Raw genomic sequence first — 26536 nt, 5'->3', positions numbered from 1 at the left:
CCAGGGCTTCTTTAGTATTTGCTATTACTAATTTTACCACAGCTTCGATAGCTGTTGAAGCCTATTCTTTAGCTGTAGATGATGATGTTTTAGTCTTTCTTGTATGTTACTGAACATTATAAAAAGACCTTGCTTATATTGTACAGTTTTTCAAAATCCTATCGTTATAAACCCATTATTAAGCAAGTACATCTGCCTCGGTAATTCATCTTGCTGGTATGGCAGCTAATGTAAATTTGTTTAATTAAATTTGTTATTCTGTTACACAATATTGCTTCTATCTTATGATCAGTCTTGAACCAAAAACTTCTTCCCTTGAGGCGTCCGTATTGTTCCTTGTGCCCGACCCGCTGATATGGGTGTTTCCCATCAAGAACGATGATGGAACAGTTGAAGATTTTGAAGTAGGCTATGCTAATAAAGCGGCTATTGAAGGTGTTGGCCATCCTCAGGGAAACCTGGTAGGACTACGCCTGCTGCGGGATGGTGTACCATCCGCACAAAGTGCCCCCGGAAATTTTAAACACTACCTGGATGTATATGAAAGTGGTGAGGTGAAGGAATATACGTTTGTTGCTCATTTTACCAACCGTGTCTACGAAACGGTTCGACAGCCACATAATCATGGTGTGCTTAGCATCACCCGTGACCGTGGCGCACAGCGGGAGGCGGAAAAGAGAGAACAGGCAACACGCCGAACCATGGAATCGATAGTAGCGAGTGCACCAATAGGCATAGCTGTATTCGAGGCAATACGAGATGACGACGGTGTAATTCAAGATTTCAAACTAAGGGTTTACAATAAGCAACGTAACATCCTGCTGGGATTAACAGAAGCAGAAGGTGAACAGATGAAGTTTAGCGAGATACTCCAAATGCTAGGCTCGCCAGCTGCTTTTGAAAAGTATGTATCGGTGGTAGAAAACGGAACATCCATTCAACGGGAACAATACGTAGAACGCTCGATGAAATGGCTTTGTATTTCTACTGTAAAATTGGATGATGGTTTTCTTGCTATGCTTAGCGACATAACCGAGTTGAAAGAATCACAAAAAGTTCTGCAACAACAATCAGATTATCTCAATAGTATTTTCAATGCATCGCTTAATGCTGTGTGTACCTGTGAGGCTATACGAGATGAAGAAGGCAAGATATTAGACCTGCAATACACCCAGATCAACGAGATGTTCAAGCAGATGATCGGGAAAAATGAAGAGGAAGTACTTGGAAAAACGATGCGGCAACTGTTTCCGACTGCAGTTGCCAATGGTATTTATGATACGCACTGCAAGGTGATTGAAACGGGAGTACCGGCAAGGTTTGATATTAAGTATAAAGGAGAAGGACTGAATGCATGGTTTGATATCTCTTCAGTGAAGGTTGGTGATAATGGACTGGTGATAACCTTTGAAGATGTTATGGAGCAAAAGACTGCTGCAGAGAAAATAGAAGAGCAAAAAAGACTGCTGGATAATATTCTTGCAGGCTCATCCAATGGTATATCGGTTACAGAATTTGTTCGTGATACCGATGGCAATATCATAGACTGTCGCACCATCCTGGCTAATGATGCCGCAGTTGCCATTGCAGGCTTACCAAGGGATATTTATTTAACTAAACTCGCTTCTGAAATTGAGCCTGCGCTTTTAGAGTCTCCTTATTTCCAGATGTGTAAAAAAACACTGGAAACAGGTGAACCTTTTATTACGCAATACTATTTCCAATTAACAAACCGGTGGTTGGAACTAAGTGTGTCAAGAATGGATCACGAAAACCTGATACATGTATTTACGGATGTAACTCCTATAAAAGAAGCACAGCTGCAACAGGAGCGACTGGTAGAAGAATTGAAACGCTCTAATCAAAGCCTGGAAGAATTTGCCCACGCAGCTTCGCACGACATGAAGGAGCCACTTCGTAAGATCCGCACGTTTACTGACAGGTTGAAAGTGAAACTAGCAGAACGTGTAGATGAATCATCCAGCAACCTGATGAAGCGTATAGAAACATCTGCTCAAAGATTAGAACTACTGGTAGATGATCTCCTTGAATTTTCTCATGTAAGCGAACGGCCGCGTGAAATGGCACAGGTAGACTTGAATGTAAAAGTTCAAAAAGTGCTTGCAGACCTTGAACTCTCCATTGAGGAAAAAGGAGCAAGGTTTACTGTAGATACAATGCCGGTAGTTCATGGTAACAAGCGCCAGCTTCAGCAGTTATTTTACAACCTGGTGAATAATGCGCTTAAATATTCAAAGCCGGGAGTGCCACCTGAAATAGCTATCAAATACAGCCTGGTAAATGGTGCGGATGTAAAAACACATATTGAACTCCCCGCTGATGAGCTACAGAAAAAATACCACCAGGTGGAAATTAGAGACAACGGTATCGGCTTCGAGCAACAGTATGCTGAACAAATATTTGGGATGTTCAAACGACTGCATGGCAAGGCCGAATATTCAGGAACAGGGGTTGGTCTTTCTATTGCGAAGAAAGTAGTAGATAATCACCAGGGTTATATCTGGGCATCAGGTGAATTGCACAAAGGAGCTACGTTTTATATACTGCTACCTGTATCGAAGTATTGATTGTTTATATGATTGGGCGTGGTTAATTATGTAGTGTGCAAGCTTCATCATCCTTATTGCTGTTGTCGCTTTTTTTGCTTGGTCCAATAAATTAACCAACTGCCTGCCGCTAGGCAAGTTTGGTGAATGTCAATTGATCTCTAATACCTTAATTTTTTAGCTGCCTGTTTTTGACTTTTGACTTTTGACTTTATAAGTGTAGCGGCGGCGCAATGACGAGGCCACGCGGCCTGAGCATAAGCCTTTAACATCTAAGGCTTGTATCAAATTCTTCTTCAGATTGCTTTTAAATGGCGATATAAGTCTTTCGCAAATACACCTGCCTGAAAGCATCACCATGTTACCGAGCGCATGCGGCCTGACCCTGATGTCTATAGCAGCTAATTATTATAAACAAGTTTGTCGCAGTTCACTTTGTTCCTGCTTGCTGTTGTCACTTTTTTTGTTTGCCCAAAAAAAGTAACCAAAAAAAGGGCCCCGGGAATGATGTACGGCCCATTCCCGGTTACCCGCGATTGAGCTTTTGTACATGGTGATGAATGGCAGTTGATCTTTGATGCCTTAACTGTTGGCTGCCTGTTTTTTTGCTGATCAATACCTGTAGTCCTATGTATGCTCAGGCCGCATGGCCTCGTTACTGCAACGGGACTCCACCCGCTTCTTACAAACAAAGCTGCGCTATGTTTGAATGTCTCGTTGCACTCGACACCGAACCGGCCTAATGAGCCTTATGCAGTAACTGGTGGAGTAAAGAGAATTAACCACTGGATATTTTAACAAAGATTACCTCTTACCTCGCAATCATGAGCATATGTAAGCATAGCGCTCGCCGAACAGTCGATGCATCGACGCCCCGCTGCTCTTCATTACAGTAGTACAAAAGCTAAATGGTAAGACTCCGGGAATGGGCTGTATATCATTCCCGGTCGCCTTTTTGGTTACTTTTTGGCGAAGCAAAAAGTGACTAAAGAAACAGCTCAGGCCGCAGGGCCTCGTTACTGCAACGGGACTCCACCCGCTTCTTTCAAACAAAGCTGCGCAATGTTTGAATGTCTCGTTGCACTCGACACCGAACCGGCCTAATGTCCCTTATGCAGTAACTGGTGGAGGTGTGCCATATTACCAAAGCTTCACCTGAGTAAAAGCAAGAATGAGATATAAATTCTTTGGCAAAACAACCTGTATGCAACCCTTCATCGTCAAAAGCGAACAAACCTTCTTTATACTTGTTCATCTGCTATATCTTAGAAGGCATTTTACCTGTGCCGGTTTCTCTTTTTTTTTAAAATACCAATAGCTTGTCAGTAACAAATTCATCACCTGGATTATATAAATACCAACACCTGCCGTCTTTTGCCCAGTTTATTTTAGATGGGCATCTTTATCAATATTCAGTACAACAACTAGCTTATGCAAGGCAGTACGATGTTCCATTATTAAAATTCCTTAGCCACTATTCTGATGAGGAATTGATAGAAATAACTATCACTGGTATCACAGAAATATTGAATTACCTGGCTGCTAACAATGCTGCTGAATTTATATCTATTTCTACTGAAAGATGGTTATCCAACCAATTGGAAATAGTAGGTAAATATGACATCACCGCAGAGGACCTAACGTTGGTGCCGCATGTAAGAGGAAAATCATTCAAGCATTACGCATTCAAGTTTTATAATGATCCCACACAAATTGAAGCGCTACTAGCAGAGATCGATGATTTCCTGATGGCAACTACAACCACTTCAGCGAATACTTACATCACCATCATAAAAGACCAACTACACGAACAGGAAGAGTTCAGGGTTAAACTTTCCAATGCGCTTCCGGGCTTCATATATGTTTACGATGTTCACCAGGAAAAACAGACTTTTTCTAATGATAAGCTGGGTGATCTTTTAGGATATAGTAACGAGGAAGTAGCATCTATCAGTGATAACTTTTACCGATCTGTCATACATCCGGTTGATTGGGAGAAAGCCTTCACATGCAGGCAAAGCCATTCTTTTGTCGATGGTTCGATCTGTTCATTTGAATGCAGGATGAGAGATACCAATGGCAACTACAAATGGATCAGGTTTTACGAAACATCATTAAGAACTGAGACTAACGGAGACATAAGAGAAATTATAGGAGTAGCTTTTGACGTGACTGTAGAAAAGGAGACGAGTGAGGCACTTGCAACGAGGGAGGACCAATTGCTGGAAGCGCAAAGTATTGCACAGATAGGCAGTTTTGAATGGTTTATTGATGGCAATAAATCCACCACCAATTCACCCGAGATATATAAGGTCTTTGAGATGAATGAACTGGAGAAGTTTGAAGAGTTCATGCAGCATGTTCACCGAGATGATTATAAAATGGTAGAAGATGCAATTAATCTTTCTTTTCAAACAGGTAATTATGATTGCATTTTCAGGTATCTCAGGAATTGCAAGGAGAAGGTTATATGGTCGAGAGGATTGGTGACCATTGAAGATGGTAAACCTGTGAAGATGATAGGAACAGTGCAGGATATTACGACTATCAAAAGAATAGAAGAAGAGCTAAAGCAAAAGACCCTTGAACTTGAAAAGTCGAACGAAAGTTTACAAAAGTTTGCAGCCATTACAAGTCATGATCTGAAAGAGCCTCTAAGGAAGATTGGCATTTTTGCTTCTAAAATTTTAAAAGCAGAAAAAGACAAATTGACGGAAGCATCCCACACCTCTTTGCAAAAAATATTTCAGAGCATAGCACATATGCAACAAATGATGGAGGATATTCTCCAGTTTTCTTTTATTGATATACACCAGGAGAAAACGCCAACGGATTTAGAGAACGTATTATCAGAAGTGAAGGAAATTCTGTCGGAAAGTATTGCTGATAAAAATGCTGAAATAACATCAGATGGCTTGCCCATAGCCAATGTGATAGCTCCACAAGTGAGCCAATTATTTCAAAACCTGATTGCAAATGCGCTCAAGTTTTCAAAGCCGGATGAACCACCCAGGATCACCATCACTCATAGTTTTATAGTTGATAAACCTGCAGCGTCTACTACCAGGCAATTTCTTGAAATATCTATTGCCGATAATGGGATAGGCTTTGATGACAGTGACAGCGAAAAGATCTTTGGTTTATTCTTTCGCCTGCACAACAAAAACCAATATGAAGGATCAGGCTTAGGATTATCTATCTGTAAAAAGATTGTCGAAAATCATTCCGGCACTATTACAGCGAAATCTACAATTGGAGAAGGATCGAAGTTCATTATCCAGCTGCCTCTTTAGGTTAGAAGATCCAGTAGCACAGGAACTGGAACATGGATTCATTTAAAGCAAATATTTAGATCCATATCACTACCTGGACCTGGTCGCCAGCTGTAAGCAATTGTTTTTTCCTGATATCCGCTTTTATAGGAAGCAGGTATGTTCCTCTCTTTGTATCGAACCAGATGGCAGTATCCCAATTAGATGCTCCAACTGCTGCTCTTGCCTTCAACCTCCCCCAACCTTCTTCTTCGCTTTTAAGGTTGTTCCTGATTTCGGTAGATAATTCGCTTGGAAGTGAAACGAAGTGCCAGCCACCTGCAGGAAGATGCTGCCATATACTTCCAGTAAATGCGTATTCTATTTTTCCAGTCATCTGGTGGTACGTTTTATTTAAACCATGCACCTCAAGCCGATACAAAACAAAATAAAGAATAAACTTCTACTGCATATATGATATAGCCAGCACTCGTTCATGTGCATGTCCCTATTGTAAGTCTTTACAGCACTATGTCCCTTGCTCATCCTGTGGTTTTGGAAAGCCTTCTACCTGGCTGTACATGCGCTCGTATTTAAGGAAAGCACTTTCGCCAAAAGGATGCCCGCCAAAGCCGTGGCGCATCATAGCAACTGCTTTAGCCCATGTTTGTTCTTTATCCCTGCTGGCTATCAGGCTCATCACCGATTGAGCAATTACAGGAATAGGCACCTCCATGTGCATAGCGTCTGTTACCAGCCAGTTAACCTCGCCGGTATCTTCTATATAAGCCGGTATGTTATCATAGCCGTCTTGTTTTTCCAGTTGCTGCCGCATCAGTTCTATCAGCCACGACCTTATTACCGAACCATTTTCCCAGCACTTTAAAATGCTGGTATAGTCCAGCGGCTCGCGGTAACGCGCAAGCAGGTTCATGCCTTCACCAATAGCTTGCAGCATTCCAAACTCAATTCCATTATGTACCAATTTTACATAATGTCCTGCACCTGAATTTCCTGCATGAACATATCCACCTTCTACAGCAAGGTCTTTTAAAATAGGTTCAATGATTTCAACACCTTTCTTGTCGCCACCTATCATAAAACAGGCGCCGTTCCTGGCACCATCTACTCCACCGCTGGTGCCGGAGTCTATAAAATAAACCCCGCTCTCACTTATCCTTTGTGCCCTCCTGATGGTATCGCCCCAGTAACTGTTTCCACAGTCGGCCAGTACATCGCCGGGCGAAAGCATAGGAACTATGTTATCTATCAGGTCGTCTATTGGTTTACCAGCTGGTATAAAGATCAACACCACGCGGGGTAAGCTAAGGCGGCCAATGAACTCTTCCATGTCAGCTGCCTGTATGATTTTGTCCTGGAATAAACCCGGTTTCACAAACAGGTCATATCCCACCACCTCGTATCCTTTATCCACCGCCTGGAAAGCCAGGTTGCTTCCCATTTTACCTAAGCCAATTATTCCAATCGTTCCTTTCATAACAATGCTTTTGTGGAAGCATGAAAATTCTGTTCCCGCTTAGGAAGTTTAAGGTTTAATGTTTGATGTTTAAGGTTGGAGTTGGAGGTTTGATGTTAGGTGTTGGAAGTTGTGAGTTGGAGGGTGGATGTTTGATTGTTTGATGTTTGGACTATTAGCTAAGCGCCACCGCCTAAAGCCTAACAACTACCACCTCCCAACTACCACCTACACTACTTGCTTCAATCCTAGCTTCTTCATCCAAACTGCTTCCAGTGTATACACGCCAAATTCTTCCACCACTTTACCACGAATATGGTAATAGCCGCGGCCTGTCAGCCTGTGCTTTACAGCTACATCGGGAAAATGTACCGTATCTACCCAATCACCATTGCTGTCAATGAATGTCCCGAAGTACATCACATCACCTTTCTTAGTTCTTACTGGTTTCTCGGTAATGTAGTATACCAGCACATCTACCTGCTTTCCAAGGTGAGCTTCAAATTGTGAAGCCTTTACAAACGCATTTGTATCGGCATCAACCAGTGAAAAAGGATCACACAGAGGAAAACCAAGCAGCTCCAGCTCATCAAGCGCATCTTCCATAGCTGAATGATACAATACCGGCAATTGAAAATCTTTTGCCGGTTCTTCAAATAGTGTAGTGGCTTTGGCCACCGCCGTATGCTGCACCCTTTTATGAAAAAAGTTTGCATGCCACAGCAGCTCTTTTTTATTCTTACCTGTAAAACGCAATGCACCTACACGTATGAGTGTATTCAGTTGCTCCTGCCCTATCCCTGTTCTTTTCACTAGGTCTTCCAGGCTTTGGTACCACCCGTTGTTATTACGCTCCTGCAGTAGCTGCTGTATCACATCTTTCTCTATGCTCTTGATGTGTACAAAACCCAGGTACACCTGGTTGCTCTCTATGTTGGTCAATTCATCGCTATTGTTCACACAAGGTGCATGTACAATGGCACCTGCCCGCCGCAATTCATGCACGTATAGTTCGGTGCTATAGAAGCCGCCAAAGTTGTTGATAACAGCCACCATGAACTCCATGGGATAGTAGGTCTTCAGGAATAAGCTCTGGTAACTTTCTACAGCAAACGATGCAGAGTGCGCTTTAGAAAACGAGTAGCCTCCAAAGCTTTCTATCTGTCGCCATACCTCTTTGGTCAGCTCATCGGCATAGCCAAACTGTTTGCAGTTGTCAAAGAATTGATCCCTGATCTTCTCGAACTCTTTGCGTCCGCGGTACTTGCCGCTCATGGCGCGGCGCAGTACATCTGCTTCACCCATATCCAATCCTGCAAAATGATGCGCAACCTTTATCACATCCTCCTGGTATACCATCACACCGTAGGTCTCTTCCAGCAGCTCCTTCATCTTGGGGTGCAGGTACTCAAAACCATCGGGATGATGAAAGCGCTCGATGTATTGCCGCATCATACCCGACTGCGATACCCCAGGGCGAATAATAGACGAAGCAGCAACCAGTGTGATATAACTATCGCAGCGCAACTTCTTCAGCAGTTGCCGCATAGCAGGACTTTCTATATAAAAACATCCAATGGTATCGGCACGCCGTATCTGCTCCGCCACCTTTGCATCCTTCTTCATTTTTTCTACGGCATGTATATCTACTGATATCTCTTTGTTTTGCCGCACCAGCTGAATGGCATCTTTTATATGTCCCAAACCACGTTGGCTAAGTATGTCCAGCTTGTACAATCCTACTTTCTCGGCACCAAACATATCTATCTGCGTAGTGGCAAATCCTTTGGGCGGCATCTCCAGCGCCGTGTACTGGTAAATGGGTTCTTCGCTTATAAGCATTCCTCCCGGGTGTATACTGGTGTAGTTTGGAAAGTTGCGCATCAGGTTGCCATACTTCAGGATGAGCCGCTGTATCTTATCATCCAGCAGCGTAGCATTGGGATTATTGGCTATTGCATCTACTTCATGCTTAGGCAGTCCAAATACTTTTCCCAACTCCCGCAATACTGCATTGTATTGAAACGTGCTGAACATTCCCAGCAGCGCTACGTGTTCTTTCCCATATCGCTTGAAGATATAGTCGATCACTTCATCGCGATCCTGCCAACTGAAGTCAATGTCAAAATCTGGCGGCGATGTTCGGTACGGATTGAGAAATCGCTCGAAATAAAGATCCAGCTCTATTGGGTTCACATCTGTTATCTGCAGGCAATAAGCTACTACAGAGTTAGCGCCACTTCCTCTTCCCACATGAAAGAAGCCGCGACTTTGTGCATAGCGAATCACATCCCAGGTAATAAGAAAATAGGCGTTAAAGCCGAGCTTGTTAATAATCTCAAGTTCCTTTGCTACCCGCCGCTGCGCCTCTTTGTTACGGGTCCCAAAACGGTAACGCATTCCATCTATAGCCAGTTTCTCCAGCAGGATCCGGTCATCTTCTAAAGTAGCGGAATAGACCTTTTTGTTCTTGTCTTTGTTGAAATCAATTTCATAGCTGCAGGTGTCCACCACCTGTAGCGTGTTGGTGATGATCTGTGGGTACTTCTGGAATGCCTCCAGGATCTTTGCCGGTGCGATGAAGGTTTCTTTGTTTCCGGCAATGTGCGTCGCCTCCTGCTTCGATAGCAGTATATTCTTATCAATAGCACGCAGCAGCCGGTGAAGATTATAGCTTGTAGCATCCTTGTATGTCACCGGTTGTCGCACTACAAACTTTGTAGGATGCGCAATACAACCTGCATTCATCAGCTTATTTACTTCCGATACCTGCACGCCTATCAGCTCATTAGCCGCTAGCTCGTCTGGTGAAAATGTACCCAATGCATAAACTACCCATACATCGTTGGTAATGCTGGCTCGTTCGGGAAAAGAAGTTTTATACTGCAGGTGTTGCGACAGGAACAGGTTGATCTTTTGTACACCGTTCATATTCATGGCTACCAGCACATACATAAACTGATCTTCGTTCCTAATCTCTACACCCAGCAGTGGCCTGATGCCTGCCTGCTTGCAGCTATCATAAAAATCCCATGTATCGGCAGTGCTGTTGATGTTGGTAATGGCCATTGCTGCCGCCCCCATCTCTACGCCATAGTTTACCAGTTCATCCGTGGCAAAGGTTCCGTAGCGAAACGAGAAATATGTCTTGCAGTTGAGGTACATAGGTGTTCATAGGAATAAATGATTAAAGCATACCGCTGGCTCTTACTACCATGGAGCGGCCATAGCGATTGTTCAAATGATCGAGCGCCTGGTAGAGCTTGATGTCCTCGTTGGTATCGTCAAACAGGTTGATCTGGTAATTGCCGGGCACCAGGTTGGAAAACCGTATGCCGATGAGCCTCACCAGTAGTCGCCTGTCGTAAAGCCTGGTAAATAGCTCCTTTACCCTTGCTAGCAAAAGGTGATCAGCAGATGTATAGGGTATGGCTTGTTGCTTTGTTAGTGTATTGAAGTCGGCATACCGGATCTTGATGGTTATACAGCCTGTCAGCTTATTTTGCTGCCGCAGCTCATGCCCTATCCGCTCCGTCATCTTTACCAGTTGTGCGTTCAAAAAACGTATATCAATCGTGTCGCTTTCAAAGGTGTTTTCAGTGCTGATGCTCTTTTGCTCGTGGAAAGGAACGACAGGCGTATCATCAATACCATTAGCCCGGCGCCATAGCTCCAGCCCGTTCTTGCCCATCAGGTTATTCATCATCTCCACCGGGATCTCGCTGAGTGTCTGTATGGTACGTACACCCATTTGCCGAAGTAGCTGCGCCGTTTTTTGCCCAACCATTGGCAGCTTTTCTACCGGCAGCGGCGCAAGAAAAGATCGCTCCATTCCCGAAGGCACTTCTTTGTGACCATTGGGCTTGGCCTCGTCAGTTGCTACCTTACTTACCAGCTTGTTGATGGATAAGCCTTTAGATATCGGCAATCCACTTTCTGCGTAAATCTTTTTGCGCAGCTCCTCACTGTACAGGTTGCACCCAAAGAACTTGTCCATGCCGGTAAGGTCAACATAGAACTCGTCTACACTGGCTTTTTCAAACAAGGGCGCGGTGTCGCGTATAATATCCGTTACCAATGTGGAATATTTGCTGTACGACTCCATATCGCCCGAGATGATCGTGGCCTGTGGGCATAGCCGCCGGGCCAGTTTCATAGGCATGGCTGAGTGAATACCAAAGCTCCGCGCTTCGTAGCTGCAGGCAGCTACTACTGCCCTGTCACTATGCCCTCCTACCAGCAGTGGCCTGCCCTTTAGCTTAGGGTTTTTCAGGCATTCTACATTTACGAAGAAGGCATCCAGGTCATAATGCGCTATGGTTCGTTCGTCTTTCATTTCCGCCAACAAAGCTAGAGGATTTAAATGGTTTTGCTAAAATATTTAGCAAAATAAGCTAAAAGAAAAGCTTCCTCGTTCTGCTGCAAATACTAAGAAAAAGCTTTAGATTGACCGCAAAACAACTGCATGGTTACACTTACCATAAAAGATGAAACGGCCGGCGGCAAGGTGATAAATGAGACCCGCGTTTCATTCAATAATGAATTAGCTACAGTACAGGAGATCATTACCGCACGGGTAACGGCGGAGGTAGAACAGTACAACAACAGGCTGCCTGAATACTACCAGGGATTGGTGCAACCCGGCGAAGCTGAAGTAACGTTGAATGGTTTCAAAATGAAACAACGAAGAAAGGTAGATGCAGAAAAGCAAGTACTCGTAGCACTGGAAGCGTTCAACCGCAACGGATACTTCATGCTTATTGACAACATACAAGCAGAGAGCCTTGAGCAGATGATCGTTATCAACCCAAAGACTGAAATCTCCTTTATCAAACTAACGCCTCTTGTTGGCGGCTAATATCCCGTATGAGTATTCTTAACGCTATCAAAAAGGCCGTTAGCAGCATTAGCGGCAAAGACAGTGGTAATCCATTTGAGCAGATGATGGATGAGATGTACCGCGAGTTTGTAAAAACAAACGTACACTATTGGGAGTTTAAGCCGAATGAGAACGAGGTGTTTAAACAGCAGGTTGTTAGCCTTTCTGACAAAGAGAAAGTTCTGCTATTACAAACAGCCATAAAAAGCATAGCTAAGTTTACCACCGGCAACAACTCGTGGAGTAGCAACGACAAAGAAGCGTTACTGGCGAATATGTATGATAGTATTCTACGACACCTTCTAAAGATGCGGCTTAGCATGGATGATGAAGACATCATTGGTGTGTTGCAGATGTTTTTTACCTACAGAAGGTACAACAGCTCCAGCCTCATGCACTGGCCTATAGCGGCGGTTATTGGGCAGGTAGAAAAGCAATTAAAGACAAGAGCGGCTTCGAAGGATTTATTGGAAATACTTTCTTCCTTGAAAGATCGTGTTCAGAAAGATCAACATTATTATGCTGCTAAAGAGCAGGCAAAAATCATAGAGAAGATCGACCAGCTTTTGTTTAGCAGCACCAACAACCAGGGCTTGGTGAAACCGACCTGGTTTGTAGCTAATGATGATCTGGCTGTACATGCCAACGCTGCCATTGAAGCCATGAATGATACAGACAGGCAGCAATGGTTTAAACTGATGCAGCATGCACAGAAAGCTTCCGGTGGCTCGCCATCAAAAAAATATGTGGACGAGGCAAAGACGCTGTTTGAAGCGTTTGGTGCAGCGAAATTCAAACACGTAGTAAACGACTGGTTCGTATATGTAGCCTCTTTGAAAGATAAAGTGACTGAATACACCAATGAGCACAACGGCCAGGTATATACGTATAGCAACACTACTTTTCTTACTGCTCAAAATCTTGATATACTGAAAGGGTTCATCTGGATGTGTGTTCATTTCCATGACAAGAATACATTGTTCAACCTTGCCGCATTGGCAGAAAGAGCTTATCGGAAAATACCTGGACAAGGACCTGCCGCTCCATCAGTAGGTAATGCTTGCATTTATGTATTAGGCAATGTAAAAGGACTTGATGGCGTTGGGCTTCTATCCCGACTGAAGTTGCGCATCAAACAAAACAACACGCAAAACCTCATCAATAAATACATGCTCAATGCTGCAGAAAAGCAAGGGGTGAGCTTGCATGAAATTGAGGATATGGCGGTGGATGATTTTGACCTTGAACTCGGTTCTAAAACATATGAATTTGATGGTTTTAAAGCAGTGCTTAATCATGTAGCAACCGGCAAAACGGAGTTGCTTTGGTTTAAACCAGATGGCAGCCCACAGAAGTCTGTACCTGCTGTTGTTAAAGAAAAACATGCTGCTAAGCTTAAGAAGATAAAAGACACGATCAAGCAGGTAGAACTTACATCTACAGCGCAGCGCGATAGGATAGACAGGATGTTCAAGAGCGGAAGAAGCCTGCGGTGGCAGCAGTTCCAGGAGTACTACCTCAACCATGGATTGATGTGCTTGTTTGCACGCAAGATGATCTGGACCTTAGAGGAAGGTGGTAAAAAGGAGAACGTGCTTTACCTGGATGATCAGTGGGTAAGCTTACAAGGTGTATTGTCATTTGAACCAGGCGAGGATACACTTGTACGCCTTTGGCACCCGGTAGCCAGCAGTGTACAGGAGATAAGTGACTGGAGAAATTTTTTAGTAGAACGCGAAATCGTTCAACCGCTTAAGCAGGCATTCAGAGAGGTATACCTGCTTACGGATGCAGAGATAACTACGCGTACCTATAGCAACCGGATGGCTGCGCATATTTTGAAGCAACACCAGTTTAACTCGCTGGCTAAGACCCGCGGCTGGAAGTACAGCCTGCTTGGCAGTTACGATGATGGACGGGATAATGAAATTGCATGTATAGAACTACCTGATTATGGTCTTACAGCTGAATTTTGGATAAATGAAGTGAATGCTGAAGATGCTTATAATGATACAGGTATATGGCTGTATGTAGCAACGGACCAGGTACGTTTCGTACGCACGGGCACTCGTACAGTAATTGAACTGCTGGATGTTCCGGCACTGGCTTTTAGCGAAGTGATGCGCGACGTGGATCTGTTTGTAGGTGTAGCCAGTGTAGGCAACGATCCGCAGTGGCGCGACAGTGGAGGACTACCGGCTTACAGGGACTACTGGCAAGCTTATTCTTTTGGCGACCTGACCGAAGTAGCAAAAACAAGAAAGTCTATCCTGGAGCGAATGCTGCCAAGGTTGAAGGTGGGAAAGGTGGCGACAATTCGAGACAAGTTCCTGGTGGTAAAAGGAAAGCTTAGGACTTATAAAATACATATTGGCAGTACCAATATATTGATGGAACCCAATGATCAATACCTGTGTATAGTTCCAGGAAGAAGTACAGATAATGCATCCACGCTGTTCCTGCCGTTTGAAGGAGACAATGGTTTATCTGTCATTCTCAGCAAAGCAGTGCTCTTAGCTGATGACGATAAAATAACTGATCCAACAATTACCAGCCAGATCAATACCAGGTAACAGCAATCGGTAATTAGTGATTGAACTAAATATAATGGCTACTTCATTAGAGGTAGCCATTATGATGTAAAACATTTTCAGCAACAAGTAAACGATATAATCTTTTTGTTGTGGCTTCTAACACAGCAACGCCTGTATCAGGAGTTGTAAAAAACTAGTTTATATCCATACAGGTTACTGCTGATGATGATAATTGCTTGCAGCTTTCTTACTTTTAGTCATGCTCAAATCTGCCATTGCTTTACTAACTCTTTTTATTTCTCTTGCTGCAAAGGCGCAGCAGGTATTACAGGTAAACAACCCAGAAGAATGGGTGAACCCGCTGATGGGGACAGATTCTAAGATCAGCTTTTCTAATGGCAATACTTACCCGGCCATTGCTGTACCCTGGGCAATGAATTTATGGGTGCCTCAAACCAACGAGATGGGCAATGGCTGGCAATACCAATACAGTGCAGACAAGATCCGTGGCTTCAAACAAACGCACCAGCCAAGTCCGTGGATGAATGACTACGGCCAGTTCTCGATCATGCCGGTAACACATCACCTGAAGTTCAGGCAAAATGATAGAGCGAGTTGGTTCTCGCATAAAGCGGAAGTAGCCAAGCCTTATTACTATAGCGTTTACCTCGCCGATGCAGATGTAACAACAGAGCTAACAACATCTGAACGTGCAGCACAATTCCGTTTTACATTTCCGCAAACTGATAGTGCGTTTGTTGTAGTAGATGCATTCAACCGCGGCTCTTCTGTTACCATCATTCCAGGTCAGCAAAAGATCATTGGATATTCTACGCGCAACAGTGGTGGCGTTACTCAAAACTTCCGGAACTATTTCGTCATGCTTTTTGATAAGCCATTTACTTTTTCTACCACATGGCGCGATAGTACATTGATAAAAGATTCCCTTACTGTAACAGCAGATCATGCAGGCGCTGTCGTTGGATTTAATACCAGTAATGGAGAAAAGATCAATGTAAAGATTGCATCGTCATTCATCAGCTATGAGCAGGCAGAACTAAACCTGCAGCGTGAAGTAGCAAATGAATCATTTGATACTACCATGCAGAAATCTAAAGGGCTTTGGAATAAACTATTGAGCAAAATAAAAGTAGAAGGTGGCACTGTAGACCAGGTGAGAACTTTTTACTCCTGCATGTATCGCACACTTTCATTTCCAAACAAGCTATATGAAATAGATGCCGCAGGCAATGCAGTTCATTACAGCCCGTACAATGGTAAAATAGAAAAAGGCTACTTGTTTGGCGGCACTGGCTTCTGGGATACCTTCCGTGCACTGTATCCGTTCCTTAACCTGCTGTACCCAAGCATCAACAAAGAGATGCAGGAAGGGCTCGCAAATGCTTACAAGGAGGGCGGATGGTTGCCTGAGTGGTCGAGCCCAGGCTACAGGAACGTCATGATTGGAAACAATTCAGCCTCTGTAGTTGCTGATGCTTACATAAAAGGTTTGCGTGGGTATGATATCAATACACTGTACGAAGCGCTGCTAAAAGGTGCTAATAATGAAGGTCCGTTAACTGCTGTAGGACGCGCAGGTGTTCAATATTATAATGAACTCGGCTATGTTCCTTACGATGTAAAGATTAATGAAAATGCAGCACGCACTTTAGAATATGCCTACAACGATTTTACGATCTACCAGTTAGCAAAGGCATTGAAAAGACCACAGGCTGAGATAGACCTGTACGCCAGGCGAAGCCAGAACTATCGCAACCTGTTTGATTCAACACTGAAGCTGATGAGAGGACGTAATAAGGATGGTAGTTTTCAATCGCCGTTCAATCCATTCAAGTGGGGTGATGCTTTTACTGAAGGTAATAGCTGGCATTACTCGTGGAGCGTTTTTCATGATGTAAAAGGCCTGAGGGAGCTGATGGGAGGACAACGGCATTTTGTAAAGATGCTTGACTCTGTGTTCATCATGCCTCCTGTATTTGATGAAAGTTACTACCGCGGTGTTATACATGAGATACGTGAAATGCAGGTGGCAAATATGGGTCAGTATGCTCATGGCAACCAACCCATCCAGCATATGATATACCTGTACAATTGGGCTGGTGAAACATGGAAAACACAATACTGGATTAGGGAAACAATGAACAGGATGTATCGACCTACACCTGATGGTTACTGCGGCGATGAAGACAATGGCCAGACTTCTGCATGGTATATATTTTCTGCAATGGGTTTTTATCCTGTTTGCCCCGGCACTACGCAGTATGTTTTAGGTACACCCTATTTTAAAAAAATCACATTACAATTAGAGAATGGTAAATTAATACATATATCTGCACCCAAGAACAGCGATAACAACAGGTATATAAATAGGATGACACTAAACGGTAAGCCATACCACAAAAATTACCTGGAGCATTTTGAACTTATGAAAGGAGCGAAACTACATTTTGAAATGAGCGATAAGCCGAACAAAAAACGAGGGACAACAACTGCCGCATTTCCTTATTCCTTTAGCGACAAAAACAAATAGGCTAATATTTTACAGCTTCTTATAACTCAGGTAGAAAAAATTATTGCAACAACAGAATATGAGTATTCTTTTACCGACTAGTTACTTAAAAAAACATCCGTTTAGTTCAAAGTTATTTTCACCAATCCCATCATACGTTTATGCGTGTAGGGTAGTAGGATATATTCGTAGTCAACAGCTTGCACTTGTTGTAGCAGGAAATTGTACTTCTCAAATACCCTAATGTCAGAGGTAGTAAATTCATTTTGTTCATTATTGGTTACTGCCAGCAGCCCTTGCTTCTTACCTGGAAAATGTTGAGCAAAAATGTAAAAGTTTTTGCCCTTAAGCTGCACATTGGCAACTGAAGATGTTTCAATACGTTTATCCTCTTCTTCTGCAGAAATAATCCTGCTATTGATCAATTTAAATTGATTGTCTAATACAGATATACGCACAGGAAAAGAAGGTGTTAATTGCCGGTTTTGCCTTAACCTAGAATCGGAATTACTTCTGTTATTGATATTAGTTTCTCTGAATAGCCTTTGCGCATATTGATCATTGGTCTCGTACATTCTCTGGAAGGCACTGGGCTCATTTGCGATTGCATCTACAGTTGGCAACAAAGGCTCCCTGTATGGTCGCGTATACTGGGTGGAGAATAATGGAAGAGTTGTTTCAATGCTCTCCTTCATTCCAGGAACGGAAAAAAATGTACTAGCCACACGTCCCCTAAATTGTCCTTTAACCAAGCTCACCGGAACTATTTCTTCTAAATTATTATTCACTTTAGTCAGGAAAATATCATTTCGAACAATTGAATACAGCGTGATAGAAGAGTCAGATGAATTATTATTAAATGCAGCTAATGTATAATCTACATTACTTGAAAAGGAACACCTGGTTATTTTGCCAGTTGCACGATCTCCTTTCATTAAATGTAACGTGTAGCCTGCACTATCTACCGAACGCTTCAGTAAAAAAAGATCTTTTCCATGCAGCTCAACTTGCTTTAATCTATCTGATGCTTTATAAGGAAAAGCGAGTTTATTGGTAGACACAACTTTTAAATCTTTATCCATTTGTGCAACAGTACTTACTACCGTTTCTACTTCTGGGTAATAAATATTGGAAGTAATAAATAGCTCATCCTGGTTGTTGGAAATTTCTATGTTAGTAATTCTCTTTTTGAGGGTGCTATCGATAAAACCTTTAAGTGCAGCACTCAATTCAACTGCCTTCCCATCTTCATCAATTCGCCAAATAACATTTTCACCTGCAGGTTGATGTACATAAATAAAATAATGTTCTTTAAAAGGTATTACATGGACTACTTGCTGTTTTTTAAACCTAAAATTTATTTCTCTTTGAGAGACCAATTGCAACTTCTGGTCAAAAATGTGAATGGCAGGTTTTTTATCAGACAGAAAAGTAATTAAATGGTGCTTACCGGAAATATTTGTTACCAATTGTGTAACATCAGCATAAGGGTGAGAAAACGTCTGCCTGCTGTATTCAATTTTTTGAGCACTGGCACAAGCCCCTGAAATCATCAACCAAATCAGCAGGAAAAATATTTTGCTATTTGTGCTCAAAAACATTGATTAAATATAGGGGTTAACCACCGGTGTAAAAGTTACTTAAAACATCATAAGAAACAGAAGATAATGATAGCATTAACACAATGGTGTAATGCTATTTTAGATACCTATACATCTCACACGCTGCCAATAAAAAAGCACCCACACCAAAATTGGCTGTTGAATTTTTATCTACCACCTGCCCTGGGATTGCACGTTCACCAATAGGCTGAACATAACCTACTTTACCATCTTGTTGCAAGGCTGTTTTGGTTAGATATTTCCAACTCTTTTCTACTACTTGCCTATAATCCTTTGCTGGTAATATTCCATTGTTCATTCCCCACAGAAAACCATAAGTAAAAAAAGCGGTTCCACTGGTTTCAGGTCCTGGTGCATGAGCACTATCCAACATACTTCGTGTCCAATATCCTTCTTGCTGCTGGCTAGCTTTTATTGCTTCAGCCATTCCTTTATAGATAGAAATAAACTCTTGTCGGTGCTCATTATCTTTCGGCAGATCCTGCAGCACTTTAGCCAAACCGGCAAACACCCAACCATCGCCACGTGCCCAAAAATCTTTTTTACCATTAGCGCTCTTATGTTTTGGATATACATATTTGGCATCCCGGTAAAAAAGCTTCTCTTCGCTGTCGTACATAATACCTTTCGCGTAAGTAAAATATTCATACAGCTTGTCGAGGTAAACCTTGTTGCCGGTGAGCTTATACATTTTGGTCATCACCGGCATTACCATATATAATCCATCGGCCCACCACCAATAATTATTGTTTTTTGTGCTCACTTGGTACTCCATCACTTCTATAGCACGTTCTATTTTCTTTGGGTCTTTATCCAGGTTGTATAAGTCTATATATGTTTGAAAGCATATCTGCCAGTCACCAAATAATACAAAATCATTTTTCTCTCCGTACGTGGCATATTTCCATTCTGCTTTGTTTTTTGATGTGGCGCCTTGCCATTTATTATGCTCCGCCCATGCTTCAGAATACTTTCTATATGCTTCATTTTTTGTCACTGCATATGCCTCCATATTTCCTGTATGGTAGGCAGCCACATCCCAAAAAGCTTTTTGCTGTGGAGGATGATTTGCCTGCCAATAGCCATTCACTTTGTTGATGATGGATAATACTTCTGCTTTGTTTGTATGTATAGAAGCAGTTCTTTTTTGAGAGGAGCAACTGCTTAGTAAAACAGTAAAAACTAAAAGAAGAAAAATCTGTGAACGCTGAATCATAAGTTGAACTAATATTTTGGTTTCCATTCCAGCACCTCAACCATTTGTGGAGAGATAGCCGCCTTGCCTTCCCCATCTACCTGCTCTACATACTGAACAAACAAATGTAGTTGTTGCTTTTCGCGCCAAAGCTCTGTATCAAATGATGGCTCCCAACTACCTACAGACCTGTTTGTAAGATCGTAAACCTTCCACCGGTTCCTGCGCATCTTTTTATTGGTAGCAACAGATACTTTGCTGCCCCTTTCTTCATCTCTGAATACAAGCAACACCGATGCCTTATCGCCCTTACCTTTTACCATTACCTGCGGCCGCGAAATAGGTATTCGTTTAGATCCCACACCACTTAAACTAAAAGAAGTTTTACGAATAGGTATAGTTGCAGTCCGCCATTGTTTCCCATTGTGAAAGATGATGTGATACTGCGGCACCATGCTTCCACTGTCTTTCCAATAAGAAGCAATGAAAGGATTGCCTTTATCATCGGTAGTCATAGATGTTTGGTTGATCAGCTCGCTCTTTTGTGGTATACGCAACGCATATTCAGCAGTGGCTGCTGTTATAGGTAAAACATATTTTTCACCCGTAGAGCGCTCCCAGGTTTTGCCGCCATCAACAGAACGTGCATAAGCCATGTCATGGTTGCTGGCAACATCCGGGCTTTCGCGCCAGACCCACGAAACATGAATAGTGCCGGCACCATCTACACACGCCTGCCAATAAGCATTTCTTTTCTTCTGCCCATCTACCAGGTTGCTATGCAATTGCTCCCACTGTTGGGTCACAACATTGTATTGATTGATCACGAGATTGCCCTGTCCTGAGCCTCCATCGCGGTAAAAAAACAACAAGTTGCCGTTCGGTAGCTTGAAAAATTCAGGATAACTAACCCGCCCTTCAAGCTTTCCTGTCATTGGCATCTTACTGATCATTTGTAAAGAACCCGGGCTAATGCTTCGCATATAACGCAGTGCGTTGTTATGATGATCCCACGCCACATGCAGGTAACCCGCACCATCCACCATTATGCTGATGGAGTTATGCGCATCGCTTGTATTTCCTTTATGTTCTGTTTTTTGCAAGATCCAGTTTGTACTTCCCAGCCGGCGCTTCCCAAGCACCACATGACTTGTTGGATCATAGAATGCAATAAACTGCGTATCGCGAAATGTAACTAAAGAATTTTTCCTGAATACCACCGCGTTGATTGAATTGTTCGCCCAGCCCGAATCCACAGGAATGATTTCCACGCCTTTTACTGCTTGCTGTGCAGGGCTTTCATTTGCCAGTAGTACCAGCAGCAACATTGCTAAACACCTGTTGATAATAGACTTGAAAAGGTAGTGGGGCAACAAAGCAGGAGGTTATTGTTTTAGTAAATAATAAGCATAAGGAGCTAATGAAATGGATGCTCCCAGAGCTACAGTTGTATTACTCATAGCATCTATCCAGGTGCTGTTAGCCACAGAAGTTGGTAATGTAAAACTGATATTTTGGTTCCTGAGGTTGGAGATGACAAACACTTTTTCGGATCCTTGCTCTTTGGTAAATGCACACACATTGGCGTTGGTGAAAGAAACCAATTGTCCTCTTCTAACGGCCGCGCTGCTATTCCTGAAAGCTATGATCTTCTTATACTCGGTTGTCAGCTCAGGGTTCAAGTTCCAGTTAATATCTGCACTGGTAAAAGGAAAAGTAAGCCTGAATGGCGTGCCTACTTCCTGGCCATTATAGATCATTGGTACGCCTTTCATAGTAGCGGCTACCACAAAAGCTGCCATTGATCCACGAATGCCTCCAAACACTTCCTGTGGCGTTCCATCCGATCCATTCACATCATGGTTGGTAGTATACCGCACCACCTGCTGACCACCGGTAGCATTGGTATACTCTATATTGTTCAGTCCGTCAATGATGGTAGCAGGCTGATTATTATTAAAAACGTTTTTCAGGTTGCCAAAAAATCCAAAGCCATAGATCATATCAAACCCGGCAGTAAAATGATTGTTTCGAGCTCCTTCAGCAAGCAGCAGTAATTTATGTGAAGAGATATCTCGAAGCGAGTCAACCGCTTGCCTCCAGAAATCTACTGGTGGCCCATCAGCATGATCGAACCGGAAGCCGTCTATGTTGGCGGCATAGATCCAGTACTTCATGCTCCTGATCATTTCAAGCCGCATAGCCGCATTGTTGAAATTCAGTTGAGCCACATCACTCCAACCCATTCCCGGCGGGCTGATTATATTTCCCGCAGCATCCTGCATGTACCAGTCTTTGTTGCTTACGATCCACGGATGATCCCACGCCGTATGATTGGCCACCCAATCAACAATAACAGCCATATTCCTGGTATGTGCACCATCTACCAATGTACGCAGGTCAGTAAGCGTACCGAACTCAGCACCCACGGCAGTAAAATCTTTTATACTGTATGGAGAATTAAAAGCTCTTGTTGTACCTACCGGGTAAATAGGCATCAGGTAAACCACGTTTACACCTAAAGCTTTTATGGAATCAAGCCGTGCTGTTACGCCGGCAAAATTACTGCTGGCACTAAATGCACGCATATTCACCTGGTAGATCACTGCATCTTGCCTGTCGGGCACATTGGCGAAAGGAGTTCCGTATTGCGTTGGTTCAGCTGCACCTACCTGCAGTTTAAAAGTGCATGCCTGTTGGCCAAATGATATACTAAAAGATGCATCACCTGCACTCGCTGGTGTTCCAGAAACGGTAAAGTATAGGCTGCCTTGTCCATTGGTAAGCGTACCACCCTGCAGCACAGCAGTAAGACCTGTAACACCAGAAGATGCTATGCCGCCACCTGCTGCATATGCCACTCCATTTCCACCTGTATACGGAACAATTAAAGTACCGCTAAATGGCCTGCCTGCTACAGCCTGCCCGCTGATGTTGGCGGTTGCACATTGTAAAGCAGAGATAGCAGCTGTAGATGGCTGTGCAACAGTGGGTCCCGCTTTTTTGCATGAATAGCAAACCCAGATCAGTAGAAACAGGAAGATGTTTTTCATACAGCTGCATTGTTGTAGATAAGCCTTCGGCAAGAGTTACAATTGGCAATATAGCCAAGGTTTGTTAATCATTTAATGATCGGCAGCAACGGATGGTGCAGGCATTTAAAATTGATCCGAATCCTAAAGCATCTACATCATCATCTTTTTCTGCCAAAAGAAGAAGGGACAATGTAATTTGAAAACCAAGAGTTTCTAAAGCCACCAATGAAAATTGTCAGGTAACAAAAAGATAACCAGCTTACATCCATCGCCTGCTTTCTTGTTCATTAGCCAGTTTAAAAATGAATAGGCTTCGTTAAGGTTTTTTGACAGTTGATGGTGTAGCATCGAACTTTTGATAAATTTGCACAAAACCACGGGATGACAAGAACTGAAAAACTATTAGTATTAGGAGGCGCAACATTATTACTTGCTGCAGTCAGCCAGTTGGTGCGCATGAAAAACAAGTCGAATAAAAATCAAATGTTACAGCAGGTTTCTGACGAGGGTTATGAAACCGCTGCAGATATTCTTTTTCCAGGCAAGAAATTGAACCACAGCGACCAACAATATGGTCCTGTTTGGAAGAATTAAAACATCAGTCTCAACATTATCTGAAAGGAACATGCATCATGTTCCTTTTTTATTTGAAGATGGTTATGAAAGCCTTGGTCACACTTCTTTTTAGCCACTAGCTCTTGCCATGTTTTTTGTTGTACCATTTTGCAAAATGGTAACCGGTAATACCATGAATGATGGTAGAAGCAAAGATGATAAGACTTGCTACATGCCACACCTCGTTATGTCCAGTCTTATGTAAGGCATGCATGGCATAAAAAAGAGCAGCTACTCCAATAGGTCCGAACCAACCGATAAAGGCCAGGTCATCCTTCTTAGGAAATTTCAGCAAAGGTCCTAAAGCAAATAAAACAGGAAGGCGACGTAGTAGTAAGATACCTGCAACTACTGCTGCTGCTTTCCAGCCCATCATCAGCCAATCGTGCCATGGCAAAATAAGGCCGAATAAGAAAAACACAGGCAGCGTGAATATTCTTTCCATTGCTTCCTGCACTTCCTCTTGTTCTATATCTTCTTCTCTTGACAGCTCATGATTGGCAATAAAACCTGCTGCAAATACACCTACTATCGCATTCATATGGATCAGTTCAAGTAATCCCAGCACAAAGAACCCCAGCGAAAGTGAGAACACAAGTAAAGCCGGCTTTGCTGTCCAGCCTTTGGCAGTGGCGAGCACTAATGTTTTGGCAGCTAAATATCCTATCACCATTCCCAATACTATTCCTCCAACAGTTTCGTACAAAACCGTTCTCACCATCCATTCTGTTACAGCTTCACTGCCTTTTTCTAACAGCAGCATCGGCAGGAGGACTAATGAATAGGCCATTCCATCATTAGCGCCAGATTCAAATGAAATGGTATGACGAATCCTTTCTGGCAGAAGATCTTCTGCTGCCTGGCCCGACACAATAGTGGATGCTAAAACAGGATCTGTAGGTGTGATAACAGCACCAATCAGGAACGACAATGTCCAGTCGAAACCAAATACCAACTTGATAATAAAACCTGAAACCAGGAACATGCCGATCATGCCCAATAATACCAGCTTCGTTTGTTGGCCTTTATGCTGAAGAAAAAACCCTTTAGGAATGCGGAATGCTGTAGCCAGCAGGGCCATACTAATGGTAAGCTGGCAGGCCACCCGCATGATCTGCTCCGGTGGTCCCCACTCCTGCATTTGCAGTACTCTCAGTACCTGTGGCCCTAGCAGTATTCCTGCAGCCAGGCCTACTATAGGTTCACTGAATGGAGAGCGCTTGTTCTTTTTGAATACCATTCCTGATGCTAACAACAGGAAGCTTGCAATTGCAAGTACCAATTCAAAACTTTTCATCTGGCTTGTTTAAAACAAACTGTACTTGCAACAACTGCACCCTGTTGCTGCTGATGAAAAAGATGCTACTGTCGCAATACATCTTCCAGCACAGCCCAAACATTGTTGGCTACTATCTTGTGCCCTTCTGCGGTGGGATGGATGCCATCAGGCAGGTTCAGCTCCCGAACGCCACCTACTCCTTCCAGTAAAAAAGGAACCAGTACTACGTTATTCTTTTCCGCCAGTTCTACATACATATTGCGAAATTGATTGGCATAAGATTCACCCATATTAGGCGGTATCTGCATACCTGCTAACACGATCTTTACCTGCGGGTATTTTTTCCTTACCCTATCAATAATCGTTTGGAGGTTTGCTCTTGTTTCATTTACAGGAACTCCGCGCAATCCATCATTGGCGCCCAGTTCTAAAATGAAAACATCAACCGGCTGCTTCAATATCCAATCAATACGGCCTTTACCACCTGCCGATGTTTCGCCGCTTACACCTGCATTCACCACTTTATAAGGAAGATCTGCTGAATCAATCTTCTGCTGGATAAGAGAAGGAAACGCTTCGGAAGGATCAAGTCCATAACCTGCAGTCAAGCTGTTACCAAAGAAGAGAATATTCCTGGTAAGCTGATCACTGGCCGCCTTACCTGTCTTCGCTGTATCAGCATCAGCAGTTTTATTGTTCTCATTTTTACATGCGCCCACTACCATAGCAAGTGAGATCAAGAGTATCAATGGTCTTATCATATATTTTCTGTTTAGTCTATGCCGGCGGCTAATTCGCCTGTGTTAACTTTTTCTGCGCGTATATTCTTCTATTTTTACCTATACCGCTTCTGGCAATTTATTAAATCAATGCAATTTGGCTACCATCTTAAACCTTCAGAACGTAAGCAAGACATATAACGGGTCAGGGAAAACGCTTACGGTTCTCGACAATATTAGCTTTTCTGTAGAGGCAGGCTCAACGCTTGCCATTGTTGGCCCTTCGGGAAGTGGCAAGACCACGCTCCTTGGCTTAAGTGCAGGGCTCGACAGAAGTAGCAGCGGAATGATTGAACTTAACAATACAAAGCTGGATAACCTGAGTGAAGATGAACGTGCGCAGGTACGTAACCAGCATGTAGGATTTATCTTCCAAAACTTCCAATTGATACCTACGCTCACTGCGCTGGAAAATGTAATGGTGCCGCTGGAACTACGCGGCGAAAAGAAGGTAAAGAAAGCTTCGCTAGAATTGCTTGATAAAGTAGGGCTTGCTGACAGAGCGCATCATTACCCATCGCAACTGAGTGGTGGTGAACAGCAGCGGGTATCGCTGGCAAGAGCATTTAGTAATCAACCTCAAATACTTTTTGCCGATGAACCAACAGGCAGTCTTGATGCCGAAACAAGTGAGAAGATCATTGAGCTGATCTTTGACCTGAACAAACAAGCAGGAACCACGCTTGTATTGGTTACACACGATCTTGACCTTGCTGCAAAAACCCAACGCATCATCAAGATCAGGGGAGGGAGGATGACTGAGGATTTATGAT

17 protein-coding genes are annotated in these 26536 nt (G+C 43.1%); 7 read left to right on the top strand and 10 right to left on the bottom strand.

From position 1 onward, the window contains the following. The first annotated feature begins 284 nt into the window (after positions 1-284). Complete coding sequence (locus tag J4N22_RS11970) at positions 285-2588, top strand: PAS domain-containing sensor histidine kinase (RefSeq protein ID WP_207494850.1); 2304 nt, start codon at positions 285-287, stop codon at positions 2586-2588. Between the two features lie 1298 nt (positions 2589-3886). Next, on the top strand, positions 3887-5860 hold the full coding sequence (locus J4N22_RS11965; protein ID WP_207494849.1) for a PAS domain-containing sensor histidine kinase: 1974 nt from the start codon (positions 3887-3889) through the stop codon (positions 5858-5860). Between the two features lie 55 nt (positions 5861-5915). On the opposite strand, the gene J4N22_RS11960 is transcribed toward J4N22_RS11965, so the two are convergent. From J4N22_RS11960 to dinB, 4 genes are all read right to left on the bottom strand, one after another. Further along, positions 5916-6215, bottom strand: a complete 300-nt coding sequence (locus J4N22_RS11960) for a DUF1905 domain-containing protein (RefSeq protein WP_207494848.1) — start codon at positions 6213-6215, stop codon at positions 5916-5918. A 132-nt stretch (positions 6216-6347) separates the two neighbouring features. Beyond that, positions 6348-7316, bottom strand: coding sequence for a phosphogluconate dehydrogenase (NAD(+)-dependent, decarboxylating) (gene gnd / locus J4N22_RS11955; protein ID WP_207494847.1), 969 nt, complete (start codon positions 7314-7316; stop codon positions 6348-6350). 207 nt (positions 7317-7523) lie between these two features. After that, complete coding sequence (locus tag J4N22_RS11950) at positions 7524-10460, bottom strand: DNA polymerase III subunit alpha (protein ID WP_207494846.1); 2937 nt, start codon at positions 10458-10460, stop codon at positions 7524-7526. Positions 10461-10482: 22 nt separating this feature from the next. Then, the gene (dinB, locus tag J4N22_RS11945; protein WP_207494845.1) at positions 10483-11631 is read right to left on the bottom strand and encodes a DNA polymerase IV; all 1149 of its coding nucleotides are present in this window, start codon (positions 11629-11631) and stop codon (positions 10483-10485) included. 129 nt (positions 11632-11760) lie between these two features. Between dinB and J4N22_RS11940 the strand changes: the two genes are divergently transcribed. The 3 genes from J4N22_RS11940 to J4N22_RS11930 all read left to right on the top strand — a co-directional run bounded on the left by J4N22_RS11940 (position 11761) and on the right by J4N22_RS11930 (position 17259). Further along, positions 11761-12153 (top strand): hypothetical protein, encoded by a 393-nt coding sequence (locus J4N22_RS11940; protein ID WP_207494837.1) that lies wholly within the window; start codon positions 11761-11763, stop codon positions 12151-12153. An 8-nt stretch (positions 12154-12161) separates the two neighbouring features. Continuing rightward, positions 12162-14747, top strand: coding sequence for a DUF4132 domain-containing protein (locus J4N22_RS11935; protein WP_207494835.1), 2586 nt, complete (start codon positions 12162-12164; stop codon positions 14745-14747). Between the two features lie 220 nt (positions 14748-14967). After that, positions 14968-17259: a GH92 family glycosyl hydrolase gene (locus J4N22_RS11930; protein ID WP_207494833.1), complete on the top strand. Its 2292-nt coding sequence runs from the start codon at positions 14968-14970 to the stop codon at positions 17257-17259. Between the two features lie 101 nt (positions 17260-17360). On the opposite strand, the gene J4N22_RS11925 is transcribed toward J4N22_RS11930, so the two are convergent. The 4 genes from J4N22_RS11925 to J4N22_RS11910 all read right to left on the bottom strand — a co-directional run bounded on the left by J4N22_RS11925 (position 17361) and on the right by J4N22_RS11910 (position 23108). Beyond that, complete coding sequence (locus J4N22_RS11925) at positions 17361-18707, bottom strand: hypothetical protein (protein WP_207494831.1); 1347 nt, start codon at positions 18705-18707, stop codon at positions 17361-17363. A gap of 226 nt (positions 18708-18933) precedes the next feature. Next, positions 18934-20076 (bottom strand): glycoside hydrolase family 88/105 protein, encoded by a 1143-nt coding sequence (locus J4N22_RS11920; protein WP_207494829.1) that lies wholly within the window; start codon positions 20074-20076, stop codon positions 18934-18936. A gap of 8 nt (positions 20077-20084) precedes the next feature. Beyond that, positions 20085-21428, bottom strand: a complete 1344-nt coding sequence (locus J4N22_RS11915; protein ID WP_207494827.1) for a BNR repeat-containing protein — start codon at positions 21426-21428, stop codon at positions 20085-20087. Positions 21429-21440: 12 nt separating this feature from the next. Further along, complete coding sequence (locus J4N22_RS11910; RefSeq protein WP_207494826.1) at positions 21441-23108, bottom strand: alpha-amylase family glycosyl hydrolase; 1668 nt, start codon at positions 23106-23108, stop codon at positions 21441-21443. A gap of 363 nt (positions 23109-23471) precedes the next feature. Here J4N22_RS11910 and J4N22_RS11905 point away from each other — a divergent pair, with 363 nt between their 5' ends. Next, positions 23472-23684, top strand: a complete 213-nt coding sequence (locus J4N22_RS11905) for a hypothetical protein (RefSeq protein ID WP_207494824.1) — start codon at positions 23472-23474, stop codon at positions 23682-23684. A gap of 97 nt (positions 23685-23781) precedes the next feature. On the opposite strand, the gene J4N22_RS11900 is transcribed toward J4N22_RS11905, so the two are convergent. Next, positions 23782-25002 carry a cation:proton antiporter gene (locus tag J4N22_RS11900; RefSeq protein ID WP_207494822.1) on the bottom strand — a complete coding sequence of 407 codons (1221 nt, stop codon included), beginning with the start codon at positions 25000-25002 and terminating at the stop codon, positions 23782-23784. Between the two features lie 65 nt (positions 25003-25067). Next, entirely contained in the window at positions 25068-25745 is a 678-nt protein-coding gene (locus J4N22_RS11895) for an arylesterase (RefSeq protein WP_207494820.1), read from the bottom strand. A gap of 115 nt (positions 25746-25860) precedes the next feature. On the opposite strand from J4N22_RS11895, the gene J4N22_RS11890 reads away from it, so the two are divergent. Continuing rightward, the gene (locus J4N22_RS11890) at positions 25861-26535 is read left to right on the top strand and encodes an ABC transporter ATP-binding protein (RefSeq protein WP_207494818.1); all 675 of its coding nucleotides are present in this window, start codon (positions 25861-25863) and stop codon (positions 26533-26535) included. Position 26536 lies beyond the last annotated feature (1 nt).

This window comes from Aridibaculum aurantiacum, from assembly GCF_017355875.1.
Taxonomy (GTDB): domain Bacteria; phylum Bacteroidota; class Bacteroidia; order Chitinophagales; family Chitinophagaceae; genus Segetibacter; species Segetibacter aurantiacus.
This window is presented reverse-complemented; position numbering and strand designations above follow the sequence as displayed.